General features: G+C 67.4%; 20 protein-coding genes. 7 read left to right on the forward strand and 13 right to left on the reverse strand.

The genetic code is table 11. From position 1 onward, the window contains the following. Positions 1 to 25: 25 nt before the first annotated feature. The 4 genes from ACYVG2_RS11755 to ACYVG2_RS11770 all read right to left on the reverse strand — a co-directional run bounded on the left by ACYVG2_RS11755 (position 26) and on the right by ACYVG2_RS11770 (position 4,780). Positions 26 to 1,006, reverse strand: a complete 981-nt coding sequence (locus tag ACYVG2_RS11755) for a carbohydrate ABC transporter permease (RefSeq protein ID WP_460781145.1) — start codon at positions 1,004 to 1,006, stop codon at positions 26 to 28. After that, positions 1,003 to 1,965: an ABC transporter permease gene (locus ACYVG2_RS11760; protein ID WP_448964506.1), complete on the reverse strand. Its 963-nt coding sequence runs from the start codon at positions 1,963 to 1,965 to the stop codon at positions 1,003 to 1,005. Before ACYVG2_RS11760 ends, ACYVG2_RS11755 begins: the two co-directional genes overlap by 4 nt. Positions 1,966 to 2,006: 41 nt before the next feature. Beyond that, positions 2,007 to 3,653 carry a type 2 periplasmic-binding domain-containing protein gene (locus ACYVG2_RS11765; RefSeq protein WP_460781146.1) on the reverse strand — a complete coding sequence of 549 codons (1,647 nt, stop codon included), beginning with the start codon at positions 3,651 to 3,653 and terminating at the stop codon, positions 2,007 to 2,009. A 215-nt stretch (positions 3,654 to 3,868) separates the two neighbouring features. After that, positions 3,869 to 4,780, reverse strand: coding sequence for an aldo/keto reductase (locus ACYVG2_RS11770; RefSeq protein WP_460781147.1), 912 nt, complete (start codon positions 4,778 to 4,780; stop codon positions 3,869 to 3,871). A 173-nt stretch (positions 4,781 to 4,953) separates the two neighbouring features. Between ACYVG2_RS11770 and ACYVG2_RS11775 the strand changes: the two genes are divergently transcribed. Further along, positions 4,954 to 5,607, forward strand: coding sequence for a GntR family transcriptional regulator (locus ACYVG2_RS11775; RefSeq protein ID WP_460781148.1), 654 nt, complete (start codon positions 4,954 to 4,956; stop codon positions 5,605 to 5,607). Between the two features lie 2 nt (positions 5,608 to 5,609). On the opposite strand, the gene ACYVG2_RS11780 is transcribed toward ACYVG2_RS11775, so the two are convergent. Further along, positions 5,610 to 7,676 carry an alpha-amylase family protein gene (locus ACYVG2_RS11780; RefSeq protein ID WP_460781149.1) on the reverse strand — a complete coding sequence of 689 codons (2,067 nt, stop codon included), beginning with the start codon at positions 7,674 to 7,676 and terminating at the stop codon, positions 5,610 to 5,612. Further along, a complete protein-coding gene (locus ACYVG2_RS11785; protein ID WP_460781460.1) occupies positions 7,673 to 8,614 on the reverse strand; it encodes an NAD(P)-dependent oxidoreductase in 942 nt (313 codons plus the stop codon). The genes ACYVG2_RS11780 and ACYVG2_RS11785 overlap by 4 nt, the downstream gene beginning before the upstream one ends. A gap of 32 nt (positions 8,615 to 8,646) precedes the next feature. On the opposite strand from ACYVG2_RS11785, the gene ACYVG2_RS11790 reads away from it, so the two are divergent. The 6 genes from ACYVG2_RS11790 (at position 8,647) to ACYVG2_RS11815 (ending at position 13,566) form a co-directional block, all read left to right on the forward strand. Further along, on the forward strand, positions 8,647 to 9,483 hold the full coding sequence (locus ACYVG2_RS11790; protein WP_460781150.1) for an NAD-dependent epimerase/dehydratase family protein: 837 nt from the start codon (positions 8,647 to 8,649) through the stop codon (positions 9,481 to 9,483). Between the two features lie 14 nt (positions 9,484 to 9,497). Next, positions 9,498 to 10,505: a D-2-hydroxyacid dehydrogenase gene (locus tag ACYVG2_RS11795; RefSeq protein WP_460781151.1), complete on the forward strand. Its 1,008-nt coding sequence runs from the start codon at positions 9,498 to 9,500 to the stop codon at positions 10,503 to 10,505. A gap of 40 nt (positions 10,506 to 10,545) precedes the next feature. Continuing rightward, entirely contained in the window at positions 10,546 to 11,118 is a 573-nt protein-coding gene (locus ACYVG2_RS11800; protein ID WP_460781152.1) for an HhH-GPD-type base excision DNA repair protein, read from the forward strand. Between the two features lie 75 nt (positions 11,119 to 11,193). After that, on the forward strand, positions 11,194 to 11,661 hold the full coding sequence (locus ACYVG2_RS11805) for an SRPBCC family protein (protein ID WP_460781153.1): 468 nt from the start codon (positions 11,194 to 11,196) through the stop codon (positions 11,659 to 11,661). Next, positions 11,658 to 13,139 (forward strand): phytoene desaturase family protein, encoded by a 1,482-nt coding sequence (locus tag ACYVG2_RS11810; RefSeq protein WP_460781154.1) that lies wholly within the window; start codon positions 11,658 to 11,660, stop codon positions 13,137 to 13,139. Before ACYVG2_RS11805 ends, ACYVG2_RS11810 begins: the two co-directional genes overlap by 4 nt. 4 nt (positions 13,140 to 13,143) lie before the next feature. Beyond that, positions 13,144 to 13,566: a DUF1801 domain-containing protein gene (locus ACYVG2_RS11815; protein WP_460781155.1), complete on the forward strand. Its 423-nt coding sequence runs from the start codon at positions 13,144 to 13,146 to the stop codon at positions 13,564 to 13,566. Positions 13,567 to 13,573: 7 nt separating this feature from the next. Here ACYVG2_RS11815 and ACYVG2_RS11820 read toward each other — a convergent pair whose 3' ends face one another. From ACYVG2_RS11820 to ACYVG2_RS11850, 7 genes are all read right to left on the reverse strand, one after another. Beyond that, a complete protein-coding gene (locus ACYVG2_RS11820; RefSeq protein WP_460781156.1) occupies positions 13,574 to 14,392 on the reverse strand; it encodes a serine hydrolase domain-containing protein in 819 nt (272 codons plus the stop codon). Positions 14,393 to 14,409: 17 nt separating this feature from the next. Continuing rightward, on the reverse strand, positions 14,410 to 16,038 hold the full coding sequence (locus ACYVG2_RS11825; protein ID WP_460781157.1) for an ABC-F family ATP-binding cassette domain-containing protein: 1,629 nt from the start codon (positions 16,036 to 16,038) through the stop codon (positions 14,410 to 14,412). 351 nt (positions 16,039 to 16,389) lie between these two features. Continuing rightward, entirely contained in the window at positions 16,390 to 17,775 is a 1,386-nt protein-coding gene (locus ACYVG2_RS11830; RefSeq protein ID WP_460781158.1) for a glycine--tRNA ligase, read from the reverse strand. 87 nt (positions 17,776 to 17,862) lie between these two features. Beyond that, a complete protein-coding gene (locus ACYVG2_RS11835; RefSeq protein WP_460781159.1) occupies positions 17,863 to 18,528 on the reverse strand; it encodes a YdeI/OmpD-associated family protein in 666 nt (221 codons plus the stop codon). Positions 18,529 to 18,575: 47 nt separating this feature from the next. Beyond that, complete coding sequence (locus tag ACYVG2_RS11840; RefSeq protein WP_460781160.1) at positions 18,576 to 19,187, reverse strand: hypothetical protein; 612 nt, start codon at positions 19,185 to 19,187, stop codon at positions 18,576 to 18,578. Positions 19,188 to 19,257: 70 nt separating this feature from the next. Beyond that, positions 19,258 to 19,947, reverse strand: coding sequence for a GNAT family N-acetyltransferase (locus ACYVG2_RS11845; RefSeq protein ID WP_460781161.1), 690 nt, complete (start codon positions 19,945 to 19,947; stop codon positions 19,258 to 19,260). Between the two features lie 54 nt (positions 19,948 to 20,001). Beyond that, complete coding sequence (locus ACYVG2_RS11850; protein WP_460781162.1) at positions 20,002 to 20,844, reverse strand: sigma-70 family RNA polymerase sigma factor; 843 nt, start codon at positions 20,842 to 20,844, stop codon at positions 20,002 to 20,004. Between the last annotated feature and the right edge of the window lies 1 nt (position 20,845).

The raw sequence follows: 20,845 nt of genomic DNA on the forward strand, positions 1-20,845 counted from the left end.
TGCGGATACGGACGGGTACGGGCTGCTAGCCCTTGACGGCCCCGATGAGGATGCCGCTCTTGAAGTGCCTCTGCACGAACGGGTAGACGACGAGGATCGGGACCACGGCGAGCACGACGACGGCCATCTGGATCGCCAGTGACGCCGGCTGCGCCTGGTCCAGCGCGACGGTGTCGAGCGTGCCGCTGTTGACGAAGCTCTGCCCCTGCAGCACGTAGGCCCGCAGCACCAGCTGCAGCGGCCACTTGTCGTTGTCGTTGATGTAGAGGATCGCGTTGAAGAACGCGTTGAAGTAGCCGACGCCGTAGAACAGCGCGACGACCGATATCACCGGCTTCGACATCGGCGCCACGATCGTCGCGAGGATGCGCCACTCACCGGCGCCGTCGATGCGGGCGGAGTCGATGATGCCCTGGTCGATGCTCTGGAAGAAGTTGCGCACGATCAGGATGTTGAACGCCGACACCGCTGTCGGCAGGATCAGCGCCCATACCGAGTTGATGAGTCCGAGCCCCGAGACCAGCAGGTACATCGGGATGATGCCGGCGCCGAAGAACATCGTGATGATGATGAGGAAGAGGATCGGCCGGTGCAGCATCGACCCAGGGCGCGAGAGGCCCCACGCCGCGAGCACCGAGACGATCACGCTGAGCGCGGTGCCCACCCCTGTCACGAACACCGTCACCCCGACCGCCTTGGTGACGACGCCTCCGGAGAGGATCTGCGTGTACGCGACGGTGGTGAGCCCGTTCGGGACGATGACGAGTCCGCCGGCCTGCGTGATCGCGGACTGCGTCGAGAAGCTCGTGAGGACGACGGCCCAGAGCGGGAAGAGCACGGCGAGACACACGACGACGAGCGTCACGACCTTGCTGATCGTCACGATCAGTGAGGGCTTCTCCTGCCAGGCCGGACGCTTGACGGGTTCGTAGTGCCAGATCTTGGCGAGCAGCCCGCGGGGCGCTGGAGGCGTGACGAGCGCCTCGGTGGTGGGTTGAGCAGTCATTTCTTGTAGACCCCCGCCTCGCCGAACATGTGCGCGACCTTGTTGGCCGCCAGCACCAGGATCAGACTGATGATGCCTTTCAGCAGTCCGGCCGCGGCACCGTAACTGAAGTCGCCCGACACCACACCCGAGTAGTACACGAACGTGTCGAGCACCTCCGCGGCCTCGGCGCCGACAGCGTCGCGCTGAAGGATGAGCTGTTCGAATCCCACTGAGAGCGCGTCACCGAGTCGCAGGATGAGCAGCAGGATGATGACCGGCCGCAGCGCGGGCAGGGTGATGTGCCACATCCTGCGCCAGCCGGAGGCTCCGTCGACGGCGGCCGCTTCGTACTGAGATGGGTCGATCGATGCCAGCGCCGCGAGGAACACGACGATGCCCCAGCCGGCGTCCCGCCAGATCGTCTGCGAAGTCAGCAACAGGACGAAGGTGTCGGGGTTGGTCATGATGTTCAGCGGCTCAGCGCCGATGTCGCGCAGTTGCTGGCTGATCAGCCCTGCCCCGCCCAGGATCTGCTGGAACACCGTGACGATGATCACCCAGCTGAAGAAGTGCGGGAGGAAGACGATGCCCTGGATCAGCGTGCGCAACCACGGCTGCATGAGACTGTTCAGGAGGATCGCCAGCAGGATCGGCAGCGGGAAGAAGAACACCAGCTGGAAAGCGGTGATCGTCAGGGTGTTGCCGAGGGCGTGCCAGAACGCCGGATCCTGCAGCAGACGCGAGAAGTTGTCGAACCCGACGAACGGGCTTCCCGGGATGCCGACGTACGGCGAGTACTCCTGGAACGCGACGACGTTGCCCAGCATGGGAACGTAGGCGAACACGATCAGGAGCACGACGACGGGCAGGGTCATCAGCAGGAGCGAACGGTCCTGCTTCAACCGCGTCCACAGGCTCTTGCGACGCGGCCGTCCGGCCCGAGCCTTCTGCTCGGGCCGGATGTCCTCCTCGCCCATCGCCTTGACGGCGGGGCCGAGCGGAGTGATGACGCTCACGATCAGACGTCCAGGTATCCTGCGTAGAACTCACGCAGTTCATCGCCACCGCTGCTCTTCCAGGTCTTGACTGCGGCGTCGAGGTCGTCGAGCGACTTACGACCGCGAACGATGTCGCTCTCGAGATCGTTGAACGGCTGCGACAGGCTCGCCAGCCGCACCGGCTCGAGGATCTGCATGCCGTAGAACTCCGGCTCGACGCCGTACTGCATCGAGTCGGCCATGAAGTTGCAGTAGTCGGTGACGACGTCAGGGTACTGCGGCGCGTTCTGCGTGACCGGGGGACGGACGAGCCACTGATAGGTCGAGGCGACCTCCTTGAGGCCGAGCTCGGTCTTGACCGGAGCGCCGGTGTCGGGGTCCGCCTCCCAGTGGACCCCTTCGAAGCCGTTCTGCAGCAGAGCCTGTTCGGTCGTGCCGAACGGCGCCGCGATGTAATTGAGCAGGTCCAGGATCTCGTCCATCCGTGCCGGGTCGTCCTGCTTCTTCACGAACGTGATGATCTTCGCCGGGTTGCTCACGAAGAATCGCGGCGCGGAGCCGTCGTGCACGAACCAGGGCAGCGGCTGCTGGTTGTACGTCGGCGTCGTCGGCACGGTGCGCACGTGGGAGCCGATCCATCCGGAGTACCCGTCGTAGGTCAGCAGCACCTTGCCCGATTCGAAGCGCGCCTTGTTCTCTCCGCTGTTGCCTGCGACGGCGTCAGGATGGATCACCCCCGCCGCGAAGAGCTTCGCCGTGAACTCGAGGTAGCCGCGGTACTCGTCGCTCTCGTACTTGTGCACGAGCTTGCCTGATTCGCGCTTCCACTTCGGGGGCACCGCGTAGATCAGCTTGGCCGTCTCGGAGAGGTCGTTGCCCGCCCAGCGGCCGGCCTTCTCATCCGTGATCTCGACCGTCAGGTCGAAGAACTCATCCGCGTTCTTCGGCAGCTCGGTGATGCCCATCTCATCGAACAGGTCCTTGCGGTAGAAGGACGAGCCCGACATCCGGTCGGACGGATACGGGAGCCCGTACAGTTTGCCCTCGAACACGCACGACTTCCACGCGTTCGTGGGGATGTTCGCGAGGTTGGGGTACTTCTCGACCTTCTCGCCGCTGAGGTACTCCCCCATGTCCTGGAACAAGCCGGGAAGGGCCTGATCGAAACGTGCGGGGATGTTGTGCTCGGCGATGGTGACGAAGTCCGGGACGTCCTTCGCCGACGCGAAGATGGCCTGCAGCTTGTCGGGGTATGCGTTGTTGTCCGTGAACCGGAAGTCGAACTTCGCGCCGATCTCCTCGTTCACCTGCTGGAGGTACTTGCTGTCGGACAGACCGGGGACGACGTTGCCGTAGGTCGGCGTCATCGCCGTGTACGAGCCGCCGACTCCTGGCACCTTGTCGACCGACTTCACGAGCTTCGGCCACTCGAGGAAACCGGGGGTCGATCCGTCGATGCCTGGGATGTCAGGAGCGACGTACTCGACCGGGACGTAGTTGGGCAGCACTCCCTTGGGGATGCCGATCGGTCCACTGCCGGCACCGCCGCCGGATCCCGCCGCAGTGGTGCAGCTCGCGAGGACGGGGGTGATGACGGCGAAACCGAGGAGACCGAGGAAACCGCGGCGACTCGTCTTCAGGTCGGATACACCTTCGAACGCATTCATGACACTCCTTCGTGTGATTTGTTTGGGACGGGTCGGGCTCGACGGATCGAGCGGGACTCGGATCGTTGATCGGCTGGTCGATGGTTGTTCGGTCGGGATCGGGGACCGTGCGTCGAGTTCCCAAGTATTTCGATACACCACTCGGAAGTCAACGCACGCTCATACATGTCTGTGGCCTGGTTCTCAGCGGGAACCGCGGACGGATCGGATGCAGTTCATTCGCTCTGCCCGGTGTCGGCGTCGAGCAGGGCGATCTCTTCATCACTCAGCTCGAACGATGCGGCAGCAGCGGAATCGGCCGCCTGCTCTGCCGAGATCGCGCCCGGAATGGGCACGACGGTCGGGGACTGCCTCAGTTCCCACGCGAGAGCCACGCGCTGAGGGCTCACCCCGCGCTCGAGAGAGATTCGGCGCAGCGCGGGATGCCGCTCCCCGATCTTCGCGGCGCCGCCGAGTCCGCCCAGCGGCCCCCAGAGCAGGTAGGCGATGCCGTGTTCGGCGGCATACTCCATCTCGGCACGCTGGTCGCGGTGGCCGAGCGAGAAGTGATTCTCGATCGATGCCACCCGCCCGTCGAGGATCTCCTGCGCGAGAAGGATCTCGTCGAGATCGACGTTCGAGATCCCGGCACGCTTGATGATGCCCTCATCGAGCAGATCCCGCAGGGCCGTGATGGAGTCGCCGAAATCGTGGTCCGGGTCCTTCTTGTGCAGGTGGTACAGCTCGAGCGCATCGCCGCCGATGCGTTTCAGCGATGCCTTCGCGGCCTCCTTGAGGTACGCGGGCTTGCCGTTGCGGATCCACATGCCGCCGTCACGATAGATGAGACCGCCCTTGGTCGAGAGGATCACGTCGGAGGTGTCGCCGTCGTAGCGACTCAGCGCCTCGACGACGAGCAGCTCATTGTGACCCTGCCCGTCCTGCTCGGTCGTGTACGCGTCCGACGAATCGAAAAGCGTGACGCCAGAGTCCAGAGCCGCATGCACCGTCGCGATCGCCGTCTCACGATCCGGGCGCCCAGGCACGGAGAGGTTCTGCGTGCCGAGCCCGATCGCGCCGATGCGGACGCCGCCGAGGCGACGCTCCGCCCGGGCGGCATCCGTGCCGCGCGGGGTCTGGGTATGCATTCGCTGCAGTCCTTTCCATGTCGCGTCGTCGCGACTGTTGACGTCGAAGGTGACCTGCGGTCGCCCGAAGTGTCTCGTCGATGAGTTGATCACCGTGTAACACCATACGACATGTAAACTCGTAGGACAATCCTCAATGACATGATTGACGAAAACACCTCATGGAGGTTCCATTGCCTGCACTTTCGGTTCGCACCGTCTCCCTCGTCGACGCCGTGTCCGAGTCGCTGCGCCTCGCGATCATCAACGCCGAGTACGAGCCGGGCTCCCCACTCACCGAGGTACGGGTGTCCGAGGACTTCGGGGTCGCCCGTTCGACCGCGAAAGCCGCGGTCGAACGCCTGGTCGCAGCCGGATTCCTCGAGCGTTCCCCGCATCGTTCGGCCCAGATCCCGCGTCTCACCGAGAAGGACGTCATCGATCTGTACGAGACCAGGCAGATCATCGAGGGCGCGGCGGTGCGGCGCTCCGCGGCGTCCGGGAAGTCGTTGAACGACGCTGAGAGGGCCGAGGCCGACCTGATCAGCGCCGCCAGCAGGGGCGACCGCGATGCGGTGGCGACCGCCGACGTCGCGTTTCACACGGCTCTGGTCGAAGCGGCAGGGCTGAGAAACCTCGCCGAGCTGCACGCGATGCTCATGGGTCGTGCGCACATCGCCATGGTGCAGGTGCAGCGCAGCAACCCGGAAGGCGCGCACCGCAGCCACAGCGAGCACGAACAGATCCTCGCGGCGATCCGCAGCGGTGACGGCGCCGCCGCGGCGGAGGCGCTGTCGCAGCACCTGTCGCGGGCACAGGCCGACTTCCGCCGCGGAAGCTCCGACTGAGATCACGGCCCCCTCACGACGAGCGCTTCGAATGCGCTGATCTCCGCCACCGACGCGATGATATCGTCACCGTCGATCGAGATCGTCAGGCCGGACGGCGCGACGAGCGCGTCGACGATGCAACCCGCACCCACGCCGGGAACCCGCACGCGCACACCGCGGATCGGCACGGTCGGGCCCTGTCCGTTCCGACGCTGCCCGCTGTGATTGATGAGGTGGATCACGAGCCCCGCCGCTGACCGACCGAGGATGACCTCGATCTGCTCGGGAGCGTCCACATCGACCACGGGCGCATCCAGCAACTCATGGACTCTCGCCGTCGCGGCATCTCGGATCCGGGTCAACCCGAACTCTCCGTAACTCGCGCCCACTGTCCAGGCCAGCTGCGTGACGCTGCCCCCTCCCGCACGGCGGCCAGCCGATGCGGTCGAGGTGCCGACGACGTGACCGTGCGCCTTCTCGGGCGGCCCGAAGGGCGCGCGCTCGACGACAGGCAGCAGCGCTTCGGCGTCGCCTCGCCACTGCACGTCGTAGGCGCGACCGTACCTGGGGATGAGCGCTGAGCCTTCCACGGCCGTCGCGTCGTCCAGCTTGACGTAGGACGACAGCAGCTCGGAGTCGGCGCTCTCGATCCGATCGACGCGCACCGCCGCCGACCACGGGGCGACGCCGGCGGCACCTTCCAACCCGGTACCAGCGGACGCCACGACGTGACCGCCGTTCTCGATGTACGCCTCGATCGCCGCATCCTGCTCCGGCGCGAGCGTCACGATGTCGGGCATCACGACGACCGAGAACCGATCGAGCGCCTCCGCCGAGATCGCGTCCGCAGGCAGTACGTCGAAGGGCAGGTGCGTCTCCTGGAGGGCGACGAACCAGCCCGTGAACTCGGCCCGTGACTCGGCGTGGCGCTCAGCACCGGAACCCAGCCCGTCAGGACGCACGAGCGCGATCGGCGAACAGGCATTGAGCCCCGAGTACACCTCGACGTTGGAGGTCACCAGTCTGGTCACGGCGGCGGCGGCCTCGAGCCCGTCGTACCGGATCCCGCGGGTCGGACCCATGATGTAGGTCGACGGGTTCGCGCCTCGGGCGATCGCCTGGATCAGATACTGCCCGAGCATCTCCGGTTGTTCATCGGCCATCCGATACGGCATGTCGAAGAACGCCACCGCGTTGACGAGTGCGGGTTTACCGGGCTGCGTCACCCTCGACGCGCTGACCTGCTCGTTCGTGGCGTGCGGCCACAGCGGTCGTCCGATCGCGTTGTTGGCCTCATGGAACAGGATGTCGGCCGACCGGCCGAGCACGAGCGCGGTGTCGCGGCTCCGCTCCGCGATGTGCGCGCTGATCCGGGCGGTCAGCGTATCGATCGTCTGCTGCGCGAACCGCTTCCAGAGCTGATGGCCGGGGCCGCTCGCATCCGTCGGCAGTGCCGAGCCGGTGGCGTCGCGGAAGGCGGACCGACAGGCCTCGCAGTGGCAGATGCCGTGCCTGGTGCCGCCGTAGTCGACCTCGTTGAAGCCGAACCAGTTGAAGAAGAATCCATCCACCTGATACCGACTGATCACCTCATCGACGATCTCGAACATGCTGCGCTGGTAGTAATCCCCGCTCGGGCAGACGCTGACCAGCCCTTCATAGATCTGCAGATCGCCGTTCGCCGTTCGATACGCCCATTCGGGATGAGCGTCGATGACCTCGGGGGCCACCTTCGAGAAGTCCATGCGGGCGAGCAGGCGGATCCCGCGACGACGTGCGGCATCGACGGCGTCGCGGACCAGGTCACCACCTGGCCTGGCGGCCAGGTGCGGGTTGCGCGTGTGGAAGTCGAGGTCGGTCGGATAGTGCGCGAGGATGCCGCCCACGTTGAGAAGCCAGGCCGTCGCGCCGTGCGATTCGATGTCGTCGAGGGTCGCCTCGACGTCGAGCGTCACATCGATTTCGCGCAGGTTCGTCTGGAAGACGCCGAAGGCGCTGTTCCACCACCCCGCTCTCGCCTCCTCGTGCCGATGAGCCGGCCATTGCGCTCGCGGCGCACGTCGAGCAAGGGCGAGCGGAGTCGTCACGATGTCGCCGGACGATCGAGCTCGCGGGAGCGCAGCACGAGCGCGGAATGATCGAGCCCGCCACGGCCATCGGCGACGAGTGCGGCCATGAACTCGGCGATCTGACTCGTCACCGGAAGCCGGATCCCCGCGGTCGCCGCCGAGGCTCCGACGATGCGCAGGTCCTTGTCGTGCAGATCGACGCGAAAGCCGGGTCCGAACTCCCCCGCCAGCACCGAGGCCGCCTTCCGGTCTATGACGGTGCTGCCGCCGAGCCCGCGGGAGATCGCCGCGAGCGCGGTCTCGACGTCGGCGCCCTGGGATTCGAGGAACGTCACGGCCTCAGCGAGCGCCTGCAGGTGCATGGCCACCACGAGCTGATTCGCCGCCTTGACCACCTGCCCCGCGCCGGTCGGGCCGACGTGCGTGATGGTCGACCCCATCGCTTCGAGCACTCCGCGATGCGCCTCGATCACCGCAGCCTCACCGCCGATCATGATCGACAGCACGCCCTCGATGGCGCCGGCCTCACCGCCGGACACCGGGGCGTCCAGCGCGGGATGGCCCGCATCGATGAACTTCTTCGCGACCGCGCGAGCGACGTCAGGGCTGATCGTGCTCATGTCGATGTACGAGGCGCCTGCACCGATGTTCTCGAGGATGCCGTCGTTCCCGAGCGCGACGCGCTCGACATCGGGCGAGTCGGGGAGCATCGTGATGACCACTTCGGCGCCGGCGATCGCTTCGGCTACGGAGTCCGCGACGGGGATGCCAGCAGCCGCTGCTCGTTCGAGGGTGGAGGACGAACGGGCCGTGCCGACGACCTGATGTCCTGCAGCGATGAGGTTGGCCGCCATCGGGCGCCCCATCACTCCGAGTCCGATGAATCCAATGGTGGCCATACGCGTGAGAACTCCTTCGTGCCCGGTGGTGCGAACTGTCGGTGTTCGATAGTGTATCGATATACCAACTCGAGTGGAAGGTGCACGACGTGAAGATCGCGATCACCGGAGGCAACGGTCGCCTCGGAAGCGAGGCGACCGCATGTGCACGTGCCCGAGGCCACGACGTGACCGTCATCGATCGCGCAGGCGCGCCCTCCGCAGAATCGGCGATCATCGATCTCACCGACTTCGACAGCGTCAGCGGGGTGATCGGCCAGGGCGGGTTCGACGCGGTCATCCATCTCGCCGGCATGCCTGGTCGCACTCGCGTCGCCGGAGACGTCCTGTTCCGCAACAACATGCTGACGTCCTACAACGTGTTGACGGCCGCGCGTCAGCACGCAGTGCAGAAGATCGTCTTCGCCTCGAGCGAGACGATCCTCGGCCTCCCGTTCGACACCTCTCCCGCTGAGCTTCCGATCACGGAGAGCTCACCGACCTCATATCGGGTCCGCCACGATTACGGAACAGTGAAGTACCTCGAGGATCGGATCGCGCAGCAGATGGCTGCCGACGACTCCGGCCTGAGCATCAGCGCGATGATGCTCACCACGATCGTGCTGCCCGAGATGTACTCCGAGTTCGCACGGTTCGAAGACGATGTCAGAGGTCGCGGTTACAACCTCTGGAGCTACACGGATGTGCGAGACGCCGCTCAGGGCGTTGTACTGGCGTCCGAGCATTCCCATCCCGGGTACGAACGATTCATCCTCGCCGCAGACGACACAGTCATGTGGACGTCGACCAGGGCTCTCATCGACCGCTTCCACCCCATGAGCAGACTCACCAGAGCGCTCGGCATGCATGAGAGCCTGTTCTCCAATGAGAAGGCCAAACGCGTGCTCGGGTACTCGCCGAAGTTCAGCTGGAGAGACGACCGATGACGAGAGGCCCCCGCATGCGATCGACACGACCCATCCGCCACGTGCTCGCAACCGTCGACTTCACGCCGGCCGAACTCGAGCAGCTGCGGGCGGCCTTCGCACCCGCCGGGTTCACGCACATCCCTCGACACGACGACGCGGCCATCTCCGCAGAGCTCGCCCGCGCCGACGTCGCCGTCCTCGCAGGAGACCTGACTGACGAGACGCTCGCGGCGCCGCATCTCAGATGGGTGCACTGCGACCATGCCGGGCTCAACGACTCCGCGCGCCAGGACGTCTTCGACCGCGGTCTGCTCGTCACCGGATCGGCGGGCCGCTCCGGTGAGGCGCTCGCGCAGCACGCGTTCTTCTTCGCACTCAACTTCACCTACGACATCCGCTCCACGCTCGCCAAGCAGGACGCGCACGACTGGAGCGGCGGCGACGAGTTCCGCGACCGCCCTGCCCTCTGGGGTCAGCGCCTCACGATCGTCGGGTTCGGGCACACCGGCAGGGCCATGGCAGCGTTGGGCCGCACGTTCGGGATGCATGTGACGGTGCTCACCCGCAGCGAGAGCGGCCCCTCCGCCGACGTCGATCGAATGCTGATCGCCGATCGCGGAGCCGAGGTGGCCGAGGCACTGCCGGGGGCGGATGTCGTCATGCTCGCCACCAACCTCACCGATGAGACCCACCACCTGATCGGGCCGGAGCAGTTCGCACTGATGAAGTCATCGGCGATCATCATCAACATGGCGCGGGGCTCCGTGATCGACGAGATCGCACTCGTGGAAGCGCTGCGAACACGGACCATCGCCGGCGCGGGGCTCGACGTGTTCGAGCGCGAGCCTCTCCCCGAGACCTCGCCGCTGTGGGGCATGCCCAACGTCCTGCTCACGCCGCACGCGACGCCCAAGCTGCCCGACAAGACTCAGCGATCGATCGACACGATCGTGGCGAACATCGAACGGTACCGGAGTGGCGAGCCGCTGCTCAACGCACTCTCGCCGCGGGATCTGTACACCCGCGGATCCCGCCGCTGAACGGCCGCACAACTCCGTGCCGGGGTGCCACACTGGAGGCATGGCCCTTCACATCACCGGAGACACCGCCGCCGACGCCCTACTGACCGACAATCCGCTCGCCCTGCTGGTGGGGATGCTGCTCGATCAACAGGTGCCGATGGAGACGGCCTTCGCCGGTCCGCTCAAGATCGAGCAGCGCACCGGCTCGGCGGATGCCGGCGCCATCGCGGCCATGGACCCCGAGGCCTTCCTCGAAGCGTTCAAGCAGACGCCCGCCGTGCACCGGTTCCCCGGCTCGATGGCGACTCGCGTGCAGACGCTGTGCCGGGAACTCGTCGACGCCTGGGGCGGGGATGCCGCTGCTCTGTGGACCCGCGACGACCCTGACGGCGCGGAGGTGCTGCGCCGCCTGAAGAAGCTACCCGGTTTCGGCGAGCAGAAGGCGAAGATCTTCCTCGCCCTGCTCGGCAAGCAGTACGGGTTCACCGGCGCCGGATGGCGCGAGGCATCCGCTCCGTACGGGGAGGACGGCTCGTACCGCAGCGTCGCCGACATCGTCTCGCCCGAGTCGCTGACGAAGGTGCGCGAGCACAAGAAGGCGATGAAGGCGGCGGCGAAGGCCGCCGAGTAGACCGGGCTTTTGTCAAGGCCGGTCCAGCGCAGGATCCGGTGACGCAGACTGGTCGCAACGATCCCGGGAGTGCGCATGTCGAGAAACGTCCGAAGGATGAACTGTCCGCCCGAAGCGGTCTTCCGCGTGCTGGCCGACGGCTGGCTCTACCCGAGCTGGGTGGTCGGCGCATCTCGCATGCGCGACGTCGACGCCGCATGGCCGCAGCCGGGTGCGCAGCTGCACCACTCCGTCGGGGTGTGGCCAGCTCTGATCGACGACACCACCAGCGCCGTGACCTGGGAACCGCCACGCCATATGGTGATGACCGCGCGCGGCTGGCCGATCGGAGAGGCGCGCGTGACGATCGACGTCAAGCCGTCCGGGAACGGATGCCTGGTCCGTATCCAGGAGGAGGCGGTCAGCGGTCCGGCGAAGGCGATCCCGCGCGTGGTCTCGGACGTGCTTCTGCAGTGGCGCAACTCAGAGACGCTGCACCGGCTGGCATATCTGGCCGAGGGGATCATGCCCGTGAACGCGGCATCCGATCCGGAGACGGCATGACAGGGCGTTCCTTCGATGTCGACGCCACGGTCGTCGGGGCCGGACCCAACGGTCTCGCCGCCGCGGTCACACTCGCACGTGCCGGGGTGTCGGTGCGGGTCTTCGAGCGTGCGGCACGCGCCGGCGGCGGCGCGGCGACCGAGGAGCTCACGCTGCCCGGCTTCCACCACGACATCTGCTCCGCGGTGCATCCGCTCGCCTTCGAATCCCGTTTCTTCCGGGAGTTCGGACTCCCCCACCGCGTGCCCTTCGTCGTGCCGGAGATCTCGTTCGCGCATCCGCTCGACGGCGGCAGGGCGGGGATCGCGTACCGGGACCTGGGTCGCACGGCTGACGGCCTCGGCGCGGACGGCAAGGCGTACGCGAGCCTGATGCGCCCGCTGGTCGAACGCTCGACCAGGGTCGCCGACTTCACCGGGGACACCCTCCTGCGCATGCCTCGTGACATCCCCACCGCCCTGGCCTTCGGGCTGGCCGCGATGGAACAGGGCAGCCCCCTGTGGAACGCGCGATTCCGCGAGGAGGCCGCGCCTGCCATGCTCACCGGGGTCGCATCGCACACGATCCTGCCGTTGCCAGGACTGGCGAGCTCCGGCGCCGGGCTCGCCCTGACGGCGTACGCGCATGCACGAGGCTGGCCGATCCCGATCGGCGGAAGCCAGAGCATCATCGACGCCATGGTCGACGACCTCGTCGCGCATGGCGGAGAACTCGTCACCGATCATGAAGTGACGTCTCTCGACGAGCTGCCCGCGTCACGCGCGACGTTGCTCGACGTCACTCCGCGCGCGCTGAGCAGGATCGCGGGCGAGCGGATGCCAGAGCGCTACCGCCGTGCGCTCGGTCGCTTCCGCTACGGCAACGCGGTGGCGAAAGTGGACTTCGCGCTCTCAGCGCCGGTGCCGTGGTCGCATCCCGAGCTCGGTCGCGCAGGAACCCTCCACCTCGGTGGCACGAGGGCCGAGATCGCGGCAGCGGAGAACGCCGTCGCACACGGTACCCTCTCGGATTCTCCCTACGTGCTCGTCTCGCAGCCATCGCTGTTCGACGACACGCGGGCGCCCAGCGGCCGGCACACGCTCTGGACGTACACGCATGTGCCGGCATCATCGCGTGAGGACAGGTCGGAGGCGGTCATCCGCCAGATCGAGCGCTTCGCACCCGGCTTCCGGGACACGATCATCGGGATGTCGTCGCGCACCGCTATGGATGTGGAGCGGCACAATCCCAACTACCCCCGCGGCGACATCTCCGCAGGTACACCGGATCTGGCGCAGCTGCTGCGGCGCCCCGTGCTCAGCCCCGATCCGTGGCGCACGCCCATGGAGGGCGTCTACCTGTGCGGCGCATCCACGACACCAGGGCCCGGAGTGCACGGGCTGGCGGGATGGCACGCCGCGCTGAGCGCGCTGCGGAACGAGTTCGGCACACGTACTCTGCCGGATCTGTCGCCGCGTCGCTCTCCTGTCGGAGAATGAACTCATGAAGCAGACCGGTTCGAACGTCGCCGCCCTCATCGCCGCAGCGGCGCCCGCCATCCGGCGGAGGGATGCCGAGAGCCTGACGGCCTTGATGCAGGAGGTCTCTGGCCGCGAACCCGCCGCGTGGGGAACCATCATCGGCTTCGGCTCGTGCCACTACCGCTACCCGACCGGCACCGAGGGCGACATGCCGATCCTCGCCTTCGCGCCGCGCAAGGCTGCGACCACGATCTATCTCGACGACACCGCGCGGCATGCGGATGCGCTCTCCGCGCTCGGCCCGCACACACTCGGCAAGGGATGCCTGTATATCAAGGACCTCGAGAAGGTCGACATCGGCGTGCTCCGCGGCATCCTCGAGAGCACTCTCGCGTGGACCGAAGCCGGTGGCGACGACTACGCGACGATCACCGTCACTGACTGACTCCCGTTCAGCGGACGCCGTAGCGCGCGACGATCTCCTCGGTGAGAGGCGGCCAGATGCGCTTGTGCTCATCACTGAAGGCGACGCCGGAGAGGAACGCCGCGCCGAGGTCACGTGACCGGTCGATGAACAGGAAACTGCCCTGCCCACCGAAGTGCCCTGCGGTCGCGGGCGGAAGACCGTCGCTCAACCAGTGCGGACTCTTCGCACCCTTGAGCTCGAATCCGAGTCCCCACTGGTTGTCATCGAACGAGCCGTATCCGGGCACGACGCCGCGCAGCCCGGATCGTGAGACCGAGAGCGCGAGGTCGCGCAAGGCGGCCGGGATCAAGGCCGGTCGCAGCACTTCGCGTGCGAAGGACAGCAGATCTGCGATCGAGGCTCGATAGCCCGCGGACGGGCGACCGGCCACGTCGGTGTCCTGCATGCCCAACGGCACGATGACTTCGCGGGCCAGCCACTCGGCGAACGGCATGCCGACGGACGCGCCCACGTGCGCACCGAGCGCGTCGAATCCGGCGTTCGAGTAGATCCGCCGCGTTCCGGGCGCTGCCTGCGTCTGGTCGCCCTCGAACGGCAGTCCACTGGTGTGGTCGAGCAGGTTCAGCAGTGTGGAGCCCTCCGGCCCGGCCGGCTCGTCGAGATCGACGAGCCCTCGCTCGACGGCGATCAGCACGCCCCACGCCGATATGGGCTTGGACACCGATGCCAGTGGGAGGGCGGCGCGCGGATCTCCCTGCACGGCGACGGTCTGCTCCGGGCCGGTCACCCCCACCAGCGCCGTGTGCGGGAAGCCGTCTGTCGCTGCGAAATTCGTGGTCTCCACCCTCCCATCGTCCCACGTCAGCCGTCGCGGACCTCTGCCCGACCATCGCTCACCTGCACGTGCGGCGTGCCGGCCGCCCGCTGAAGCCAGTGCCGATCGTGCGTGACGGTCACGACAGCCCCCGGATGGGACTGAACGGCGTGCTCGAGCTGCTCGACCAGTTCGGGATCGAGGTGGTTGGTCGGCTCATCCATCAGCAGAAGGCCGCCGGGTGCAGCCAGCACGATCGCCAGATCGAGTCGCCTGCGCTGCCCGACCGAGAGATCGCGGACGCTGCGGTCGAACTCGTCCTCGCGCAGCAGGCCGAAGCGGAGCAGCGTCGCCGCTGCCTCATCGCGGAACGCGGAGACGGCCTGCGCGAACACCTCGACGACCGTACCCTCGGGAGGCGATGCGACCTCCTGCCGCAGCCACGACACTCGCAGGCCCGGCGCCCGCTCGACACGGCCCGCTCGCGGGGCGAGCTCGCCGGCCAGCACACGCAGCAGCGTGGTCTTACCCGAGCCGTTGGGTCCGGTCACGGTCCAGCGCTCACCGGCGCGCAGGGTCCATGAAGGCAGTCGCAGCCGCGGTTCCGCATCACGCAGAAGCCCATCGATCGAGACGAGCGGCCCTTCGGCGGGCACCGAGGCAGTGCCCATATCGGCGGCGAAGCGCAACGGCTCCGATGGCGGCATGACAGGCTCGGCGCGCAGCCGGGACACGCGCTCCTTCGCCATGCGGATGCGGCCCATCGCGCCGTGATCACGGCTGCGTGCACGGAAGGCACCGTGGCCGAACCCGTCGAGTTCCAGTTTTCGCGGAATCCCGCTGAGCCGGAACGAGTTCGCGGCCACGAGCGCCTCGTTGCGAGCCAGCTCTGCTTTCCACTCCTCATGCCGCTCAGCCTGTCGGCGCCGTTCGGTCGCCCGCGCGATGAGGAACCCGCCGTAACCGTCGCCGTAACGACGCAGCGCAGCATCCTGCACATGGACGATCTCATCGGCGAACCTGTCCAAGAAGGCGCGATCGTGCGTCACCACCACCAGCGCCCCGCGGTGAGCGCGGAACGTCTCGTCGAGCCAGGCGAGCGCGGCGTCGTCGAGGTCGTTCGTCGGTTCGTCGAGCAGCAGCAGCTCCGCCATCGACGACATCGCGACGGCGAGCGCCAAGCGCGCCCGCTCACCACCGGACAGCTCGCCGACCGGCCGAGCCCGGTCGATGTCGCCGATGCCGAGTTGTTCGAGCGCGATGTCGACCCGCTGGTCGACGCGGTAGCCGTCCCGGGCTTCGAAGCGATCGACCAGTTCGGCGAGGTCGTCGAGCAGCACCTGCTGCTCGGGCTCGGCAGCATCCGCCAACCGCTCGGAGACGATCCGGATGTCGCGCTCGAGCGCACGCAGGTCAGAGAGCAGCAGATCGACAGCATCCTGCACGGATGCCTTCTCTGGAAAGCGCGGGTCCTGCGCTGCGTGGGCGATGCCACCGGGGATGACGACGCGCGTCTCGCCCGCGGTAGGACTCACCGAGCCCGCGATGAGGTCGAGCAGAGTCGACTTGCCGGCGCCGTTGTCGCCGATGATCGCCAGACGATCGGTGCGACCGATGACGAGATCGACGTGATCGAGCACGACGCGTTCGGCGAAGCGCACCGAGGCTGAACGCAATTCGCACACGCGATACCCGCGACGGGCGGAAGGGGAAAGGGCAGATGGGTACATGAGAACTCCTCCGCGACGGTCCACGACTGTCGCGACGATTCGCGCATCAGCGATGCGGATCGGAACAAGGGCCTCGAGCGCGCCGATCAGATGACGCGTTCGCTCAGGACCCGCCGCGGAGATGTCTCGACGCGGCGTCCCGATCTAGTGCTTCAGAGTACCCACGGTCAGAGACCATAGCAGAGATTCGCTCCGCTGCCGAGACCCCGCCTCATCGCCGAGACCCCTGCGTGCAGACGTCGATGACCGGGCGGGGTCTCGACGGCAATCAGGGGTCTCGGCGGCGGGGAGTGAGAGCTAGGCGCCCTTGAGGCGCTCAGCCAGGTACTCGTGGAGCTTCTCAACGGGGATGCGCTCCTGCGCCATTGTGTCGCGATCGCGCACGGTGACGGCGTGGTCATCGAGAGAGTCGAAGTCGACCGTCACGCAGAACGGCGTACCGATCTCGTCCTGACGGCGGTAGCGCCGACCGATCGCACCGGCATCGTCGAAGTCGATGGCCCAGCGTCCACGCAGCGAGTCGGCGACCTCGCGCGCGAGCGGCGACAGCTTTTCATTGCGCGACAGCGGAAGCACGGCGACCTTGACGGGCGCCAGACGCGGGTCGAGCTTGAGCACCGTGCGGGTGTCGGTGCCGCCCTTCGCGTTCGGCACCTCCTCCTCGACGTACGAGTCGACCAGGAACGCCATCATCGAGCGGGTGAGTCCGAACGACGGCTCGATGACGTACGGGGTGTAGCGCTCACCGGATGCCTGGTCGAAGTAGGACAGGCTCTGGCCGGACGCCTCCGAGTGACCCGACAGGTCGTAGTCGGTGCGGTTGGCGACGCCCATGAGCTCGCCCCACTCCTTGCCGGGGAAGCCGAAGCGGTACTCGAAGTCGATCGTTCCGGCGGAATAGTGCGCCCGCTCGTCCTCGGGCACGTCGAAGCGGCGCATGTTCGCCGTGTCGATGCCGAGGTCCTCGAACCACGCCCAGCACGCTTCGACCCAGTGCTCGAACCACTCCTGCGCCTCTGCGGGCGGCACGAAGTACTCGATCTCCATCTGCTCGAACTCGCGCGTGCGGAAGATGAAGTTTCCCGGCGTGATCTCGTTGCGGAAGGCCTTGCCGACCTGGCCGATGCCGAACGGCGGCTTCTTACGGCTCGCCGTGAGCACGTTGGCGAAGTTCACGAAGATGCCCTGTGCCGTCTCCGGACGCAGGTAGAACAGTCCGGACTCGTCGTCGACGACACCGAGGTAGGTCTTGACCAGGCCCGAGAACGCCTTCGGCTCGGTGTACTGCCCCTTGTTGCCGCAGTTCGGGCACGGCACGTCGGCGAGGCCGTTCTCGGCCGTGCGTCCCTTGCGCGCCTCGAAGTCCTCAACGAGGGTGTCGGCGCGGAAGCGCTTGTGACAGCTGAGGCACTCGACCAGCGGGTCGGTGAAGGTCGCCACGTGGCCGGAGGCCTCCCAGACGCGCTTCGGGAGGATGATCGAGGAGTCGAGGCCCACCATGTCGCCGCGTCCGCGCACGAAGGTCTGCCACCACTGACGACGGATGTTCTCCTTCAGCTCCGTGCCGAGGGGACCGTAGTCCCACGCGGAACGCGAACCGCCGTAGATCTCACCCGCTTGGAACACGAACCCGCGGTGGCGGGCGAGGCTGATGACCTTGTCTAGACGGGACTGTTCGGCCACGGTGGCTCCAATGGTCGGGAGAGATTCGGATGCTGCGCGCGGACATGCCGCGGCGTCATCCATCCTATCCGCGCCGGCGCGCCCGATTCAGCCCTCGGCCGAGGCAGCCGCGGCAGCCGCGCGCACGAGCCACGCCGGCGTCTTGCCCGGGCGCGCGAAGGGTACGAGCTGCCCGGCGGCGCTCTCTGCCACGAGCTGCTCGGCGCGCGCGATGCGGGTGGCCGGACGCTTGGCTGTCGCGATCCAGTGGCGCACCGCCTTGCGGTACCCAGGGGCTGCGGCGTCGAGGAACGCCTGCGCAGCGACCGAGGAGCCGAGCACGGCCTGCACCTCGGGCTCGAGCTCTGCGGCGTCGTTCTCATGGGAATACGTCCCGGTGCGATCTGCGCTGCGGGCCTCGAACGCGGCCAGGCCGGCGGGCGCCATCTTCCCCTCGGCCACGAGGCGCTCGACGTGGGTCACATTGACCTTCGACCAGGTGCTGCCCGCTTTCCGCGGCGTCCACCGCTGACGCCGCCGGTCATCGTCGATGGGCTGCGACACCGAGTCGATCCATCCGAAGCACAGAGCCTCGGGCACGGCATCCGCCCACGTCAGACCACGATCGGCGACGTGCGCCTTGCGCACCTCCATCCACAACTCCGATTCGGAGGCGTGATGCCGTTCGAGCCAGGTGCGGAACTCCGCCGCATCGCGGAAGTACACCGCGGGCTTCTCCGCCGAACCGCCCACCTGCCCCACCTCATCGTCCATGGGAACAGGATGCCACGAGCATCCGACACCGGCTCAGCGTGGCGTCGTCAGCGGTGAGGGAAGGCCTCTCCCCCGCCCGCGGCGAGCGCCTCGGCGACGATGCGTGCGTGCTCGTCTGCCATCGCCTGCGGCAGCGGCGGGAGGATGTCGTCCCAGAAGGCGAGTGCGGCGCCGCGTCCCTGCATCATGCCAGCCGGGCGAGCGAGTGCCCACATGTGCAGGTGCGCTGAGCCGTCATTCCATCGCGAGAAGTGGCAACGCGCGACACCCGGGATGCTCTTGACCGCCTCCGAGATCCGCTGCATCAGCGGCCCGAGTGCGGCGAGCACCTCGACCGGCGCATCCTCGAGCAGCCAGTGATCGCGCGGCGAGACCCACGCCATGAAAGGCAGGCCGCTCAGCTCGGATCTCATACCCACCTGCCACAGATCGTCATGCCAGATCGTGCTCGCGGAAGGCTCGCACGCACCGCACTGCGATGGATCCGCCTCACCGCCGCGCGGCTTCTCCGGCACCAGCATCGGCTCGAGCGGCCGCATGGCGATCTCGTCGAAGGCCCATGGCAGGCCCTCAGTCAGCGTCGACGCATCCAGTCGCTCGCCGATCGGCAGTCGGGAATGGAACGGTGACTGCGCTGGTACCTGCTCGACGTCGCTCATGCACCCATCGAACCATGTCGGTGTCCGGTGCCGCGCCGGAGGCACCGGACACCGATGAGGAGGGCCCCGCTCACTCGGTGAACAGGTACCCCTGCTTCACGTCGAAACCGGCGACACGCAGGCCCCGCCCGAGCATCTGCTCCATCTCGCCGCGCAGCCGCAGGCGCCACTCGTGTGCAGCGTCGGGGTCGGACACCCGCATCCCCTCGACATCAGAGGGGATCTCGAGCGTCGCCACGACGGTCTCCGCCGCAGGATGCTTGGCGATGTCGGCGAGCGCCCACTCGACGTCGAGACGGTCGCTCTCGTCGCCGGCGTCACCACCGCCGAAGATGCCGTAGTTGTTCACCGAATAACCGGTGACCCGCGCACCCAGCACGGTGAGGAAGAAGTGCGCGTTGCGTGCGACGAGCGGATCGAAGGTCCACGTGATCCGCCCGACTTCGCGCGAGAACGCCCACTGGCGCTGATGCTCCTTGAGCTCGCGCCCCCACCCGCGTCCGCGGTATTCGGGAATCAGCGCGGTGATGTGGGAATGCATCGTGCGCTGACCGGGAACGCCGAAGAAGGCGACGGAAGCCCCGACCATGCGCTCCGATCCGTCCTCGTCGTCGAACAGCCCGACGACGTAGTTGCCGGATTGCTGCAGCGCACGCAGCGTGCCCGCATCGATGACGCGCTCCGGCCCGCGGATGGAATCGAGCAGGCTCTGCGCGTCGATGATGAGTTCAACGGTGTCCAGGTCACGTATGGTTCGCACGCACCCAGTCTGCCCCTCCTCGGCCCCGATGCGGAAACGACAGGGCGGATGCTCTCACTTGAGCAGTCGCGACTCCATACGGGTGACGACGCCGTCGGCGCTGGTGAACATCAGCAGCGAGCTCGGCGCTCCGTGCTCCAGTGCGAGCACGCCGATGCTGTCTCCGAGTTCGACGATCTCGAACTCGTAGTCGCGCGCAAGCCGGTGGAACTGCGACGCCTGCGAGGCCACCCGCTCCGCACCTCTCACGATCTGCACGCCGTCCGGCCCCCGGTCGACGCGGAACTCCACGTCGGGGTGCAGCACGCCCACCAGGCGCGTGAAGTCGCCGCTGCGGGCGGCGGCGAGGAACGCGTCGACGACGGCCCGCTGCTGCTCCCGCGTCGCGCGGGGCTGCGGCGAAGACGGATCAGCGCCGCGAACGCGGTCGCGCGCACGGCTGGCGAGCTTGCGCGCGGCCTGCGGCGTGCGCGCGACGATCTCTGCGATGTCCTCGAACCGCAGACCGAAGACGTCGTGCAGCACGTACGCCAGTCTTTCGTCGGGCGTGAGCTGCTCGAGCACCAGCATGAGCGCGTACCCGACCCGATCCGCCTGCTCGACGAGAGCGGCGGGTCCGTGCTCGTCCGGCAGCGCCTCAACGTCGGGCAGCGCGTCGAGAGGATTCTCCTGCCTCCGCGTGCGCGAGCGCAGCTGGTCGAGACAGATCCGGCTCACGACGCGCGTGAGCCACGCACGCGTGTCGTCGATCGCCCCTTCGGCCCGTTCGAGCCGGAACCACGATTCCTGAACGGCGTCCTCCGCGTCGGCGTGCGAGCCGAGCATCCGGTAGGCGACGGCGGTCAGGTATCGCCGATGAGCGTCGAACTCGACCGCGAGCGCAGTGCTGTCCATCATG

It is taken from the genome of Microbacterium shaanxiense (genome assembly GCF_054779995.1).

Coding starts and splice junctions, on each gene's coding strand:
- ACYVG2_RS11805 (WP_460781153.1), top strand. CDS start 11,194: ATGTCGAGAAACGTCCGAAGGATGAACTGTCCGCCCGAAGCGGTCTTC.
- ACYVG2_RS11815 (WP_460781155.1), top strand. CDS start 13,144: ATGAAGCAGACCGGTTCGAACGTCGCCGCCCTCATCGCCGCAGCGGCG.
- ACYVG2_RS11765 (WP_460781146.1), bottom strand. CDS start 3,653: ATGAATGCGTTCGAAGGTGTATCCGACCTGAAGACGAGTCGCCGCGGT.
- ACYVG2_RS11810 (WP_460781154.1), top strand. CDS start 11,658: ATGACAGGGCGTTCCTTCGATGTCGACGCCACGGTCGTCGGGGCCGGA.
- ACYVG2_RS11835 (WP_460781159.1), bottom strand. CDS start 18,528: ATGGACGATGAGGTGGGGCAGGTGGGCGGTTCGGCGGAGAAGCCCGCG.
- ACYVG2_RS11850 (WP_460781162.1), bottom strand. CDS start 20,844: ATGATGGACAGCACTGCGCTCGCGGTCGAGTTCGACGCTCATCGGCGA.
- ACYVG2_RS11760 (WP_448964506.1), bottom strand. CDS start 1,965: ATGGGCGAGGAGGACATCCGGCCCGAGCAGAAGGCTCGGGCCGGACGG.
- ACYVG2_RS11840 (WP_460781160.1), bottom strand. CDS start 19,187: ATGAGCGACGTCGAGCAGGTACCAGCGCAGTCACCGTTCCATTCCCGA.
- ACYVG2_RS11795 (WP_460781151.1), top strand. CDS start 9,498: ATGCGATCGACACGACCCATCCGCCACGTGCTCGCAACCGTCGACTTC.
- ACYVG2_RS11770 (WP_460781147.1), bottom strand. CDS start 4,780: ATGCATACCCAGACCCCGCGCGGCACGGATGCCGCCCGGGCGGAGCGT.
- ACYVG2_RS11755 (WP_460781145.1), bottom strand. CDS start 1,006: ATGACTGCTCAACCCACCACCGAGGCGCTCGTCACGCCTCCAGCGCCC.
- ACYVG2_RS11800 (WP_460781152.1), top strand. CDS start 10,546: ATGGCCCTTCACATCACCGGAGACACCGCCGCCGACGCCCTACTGACC.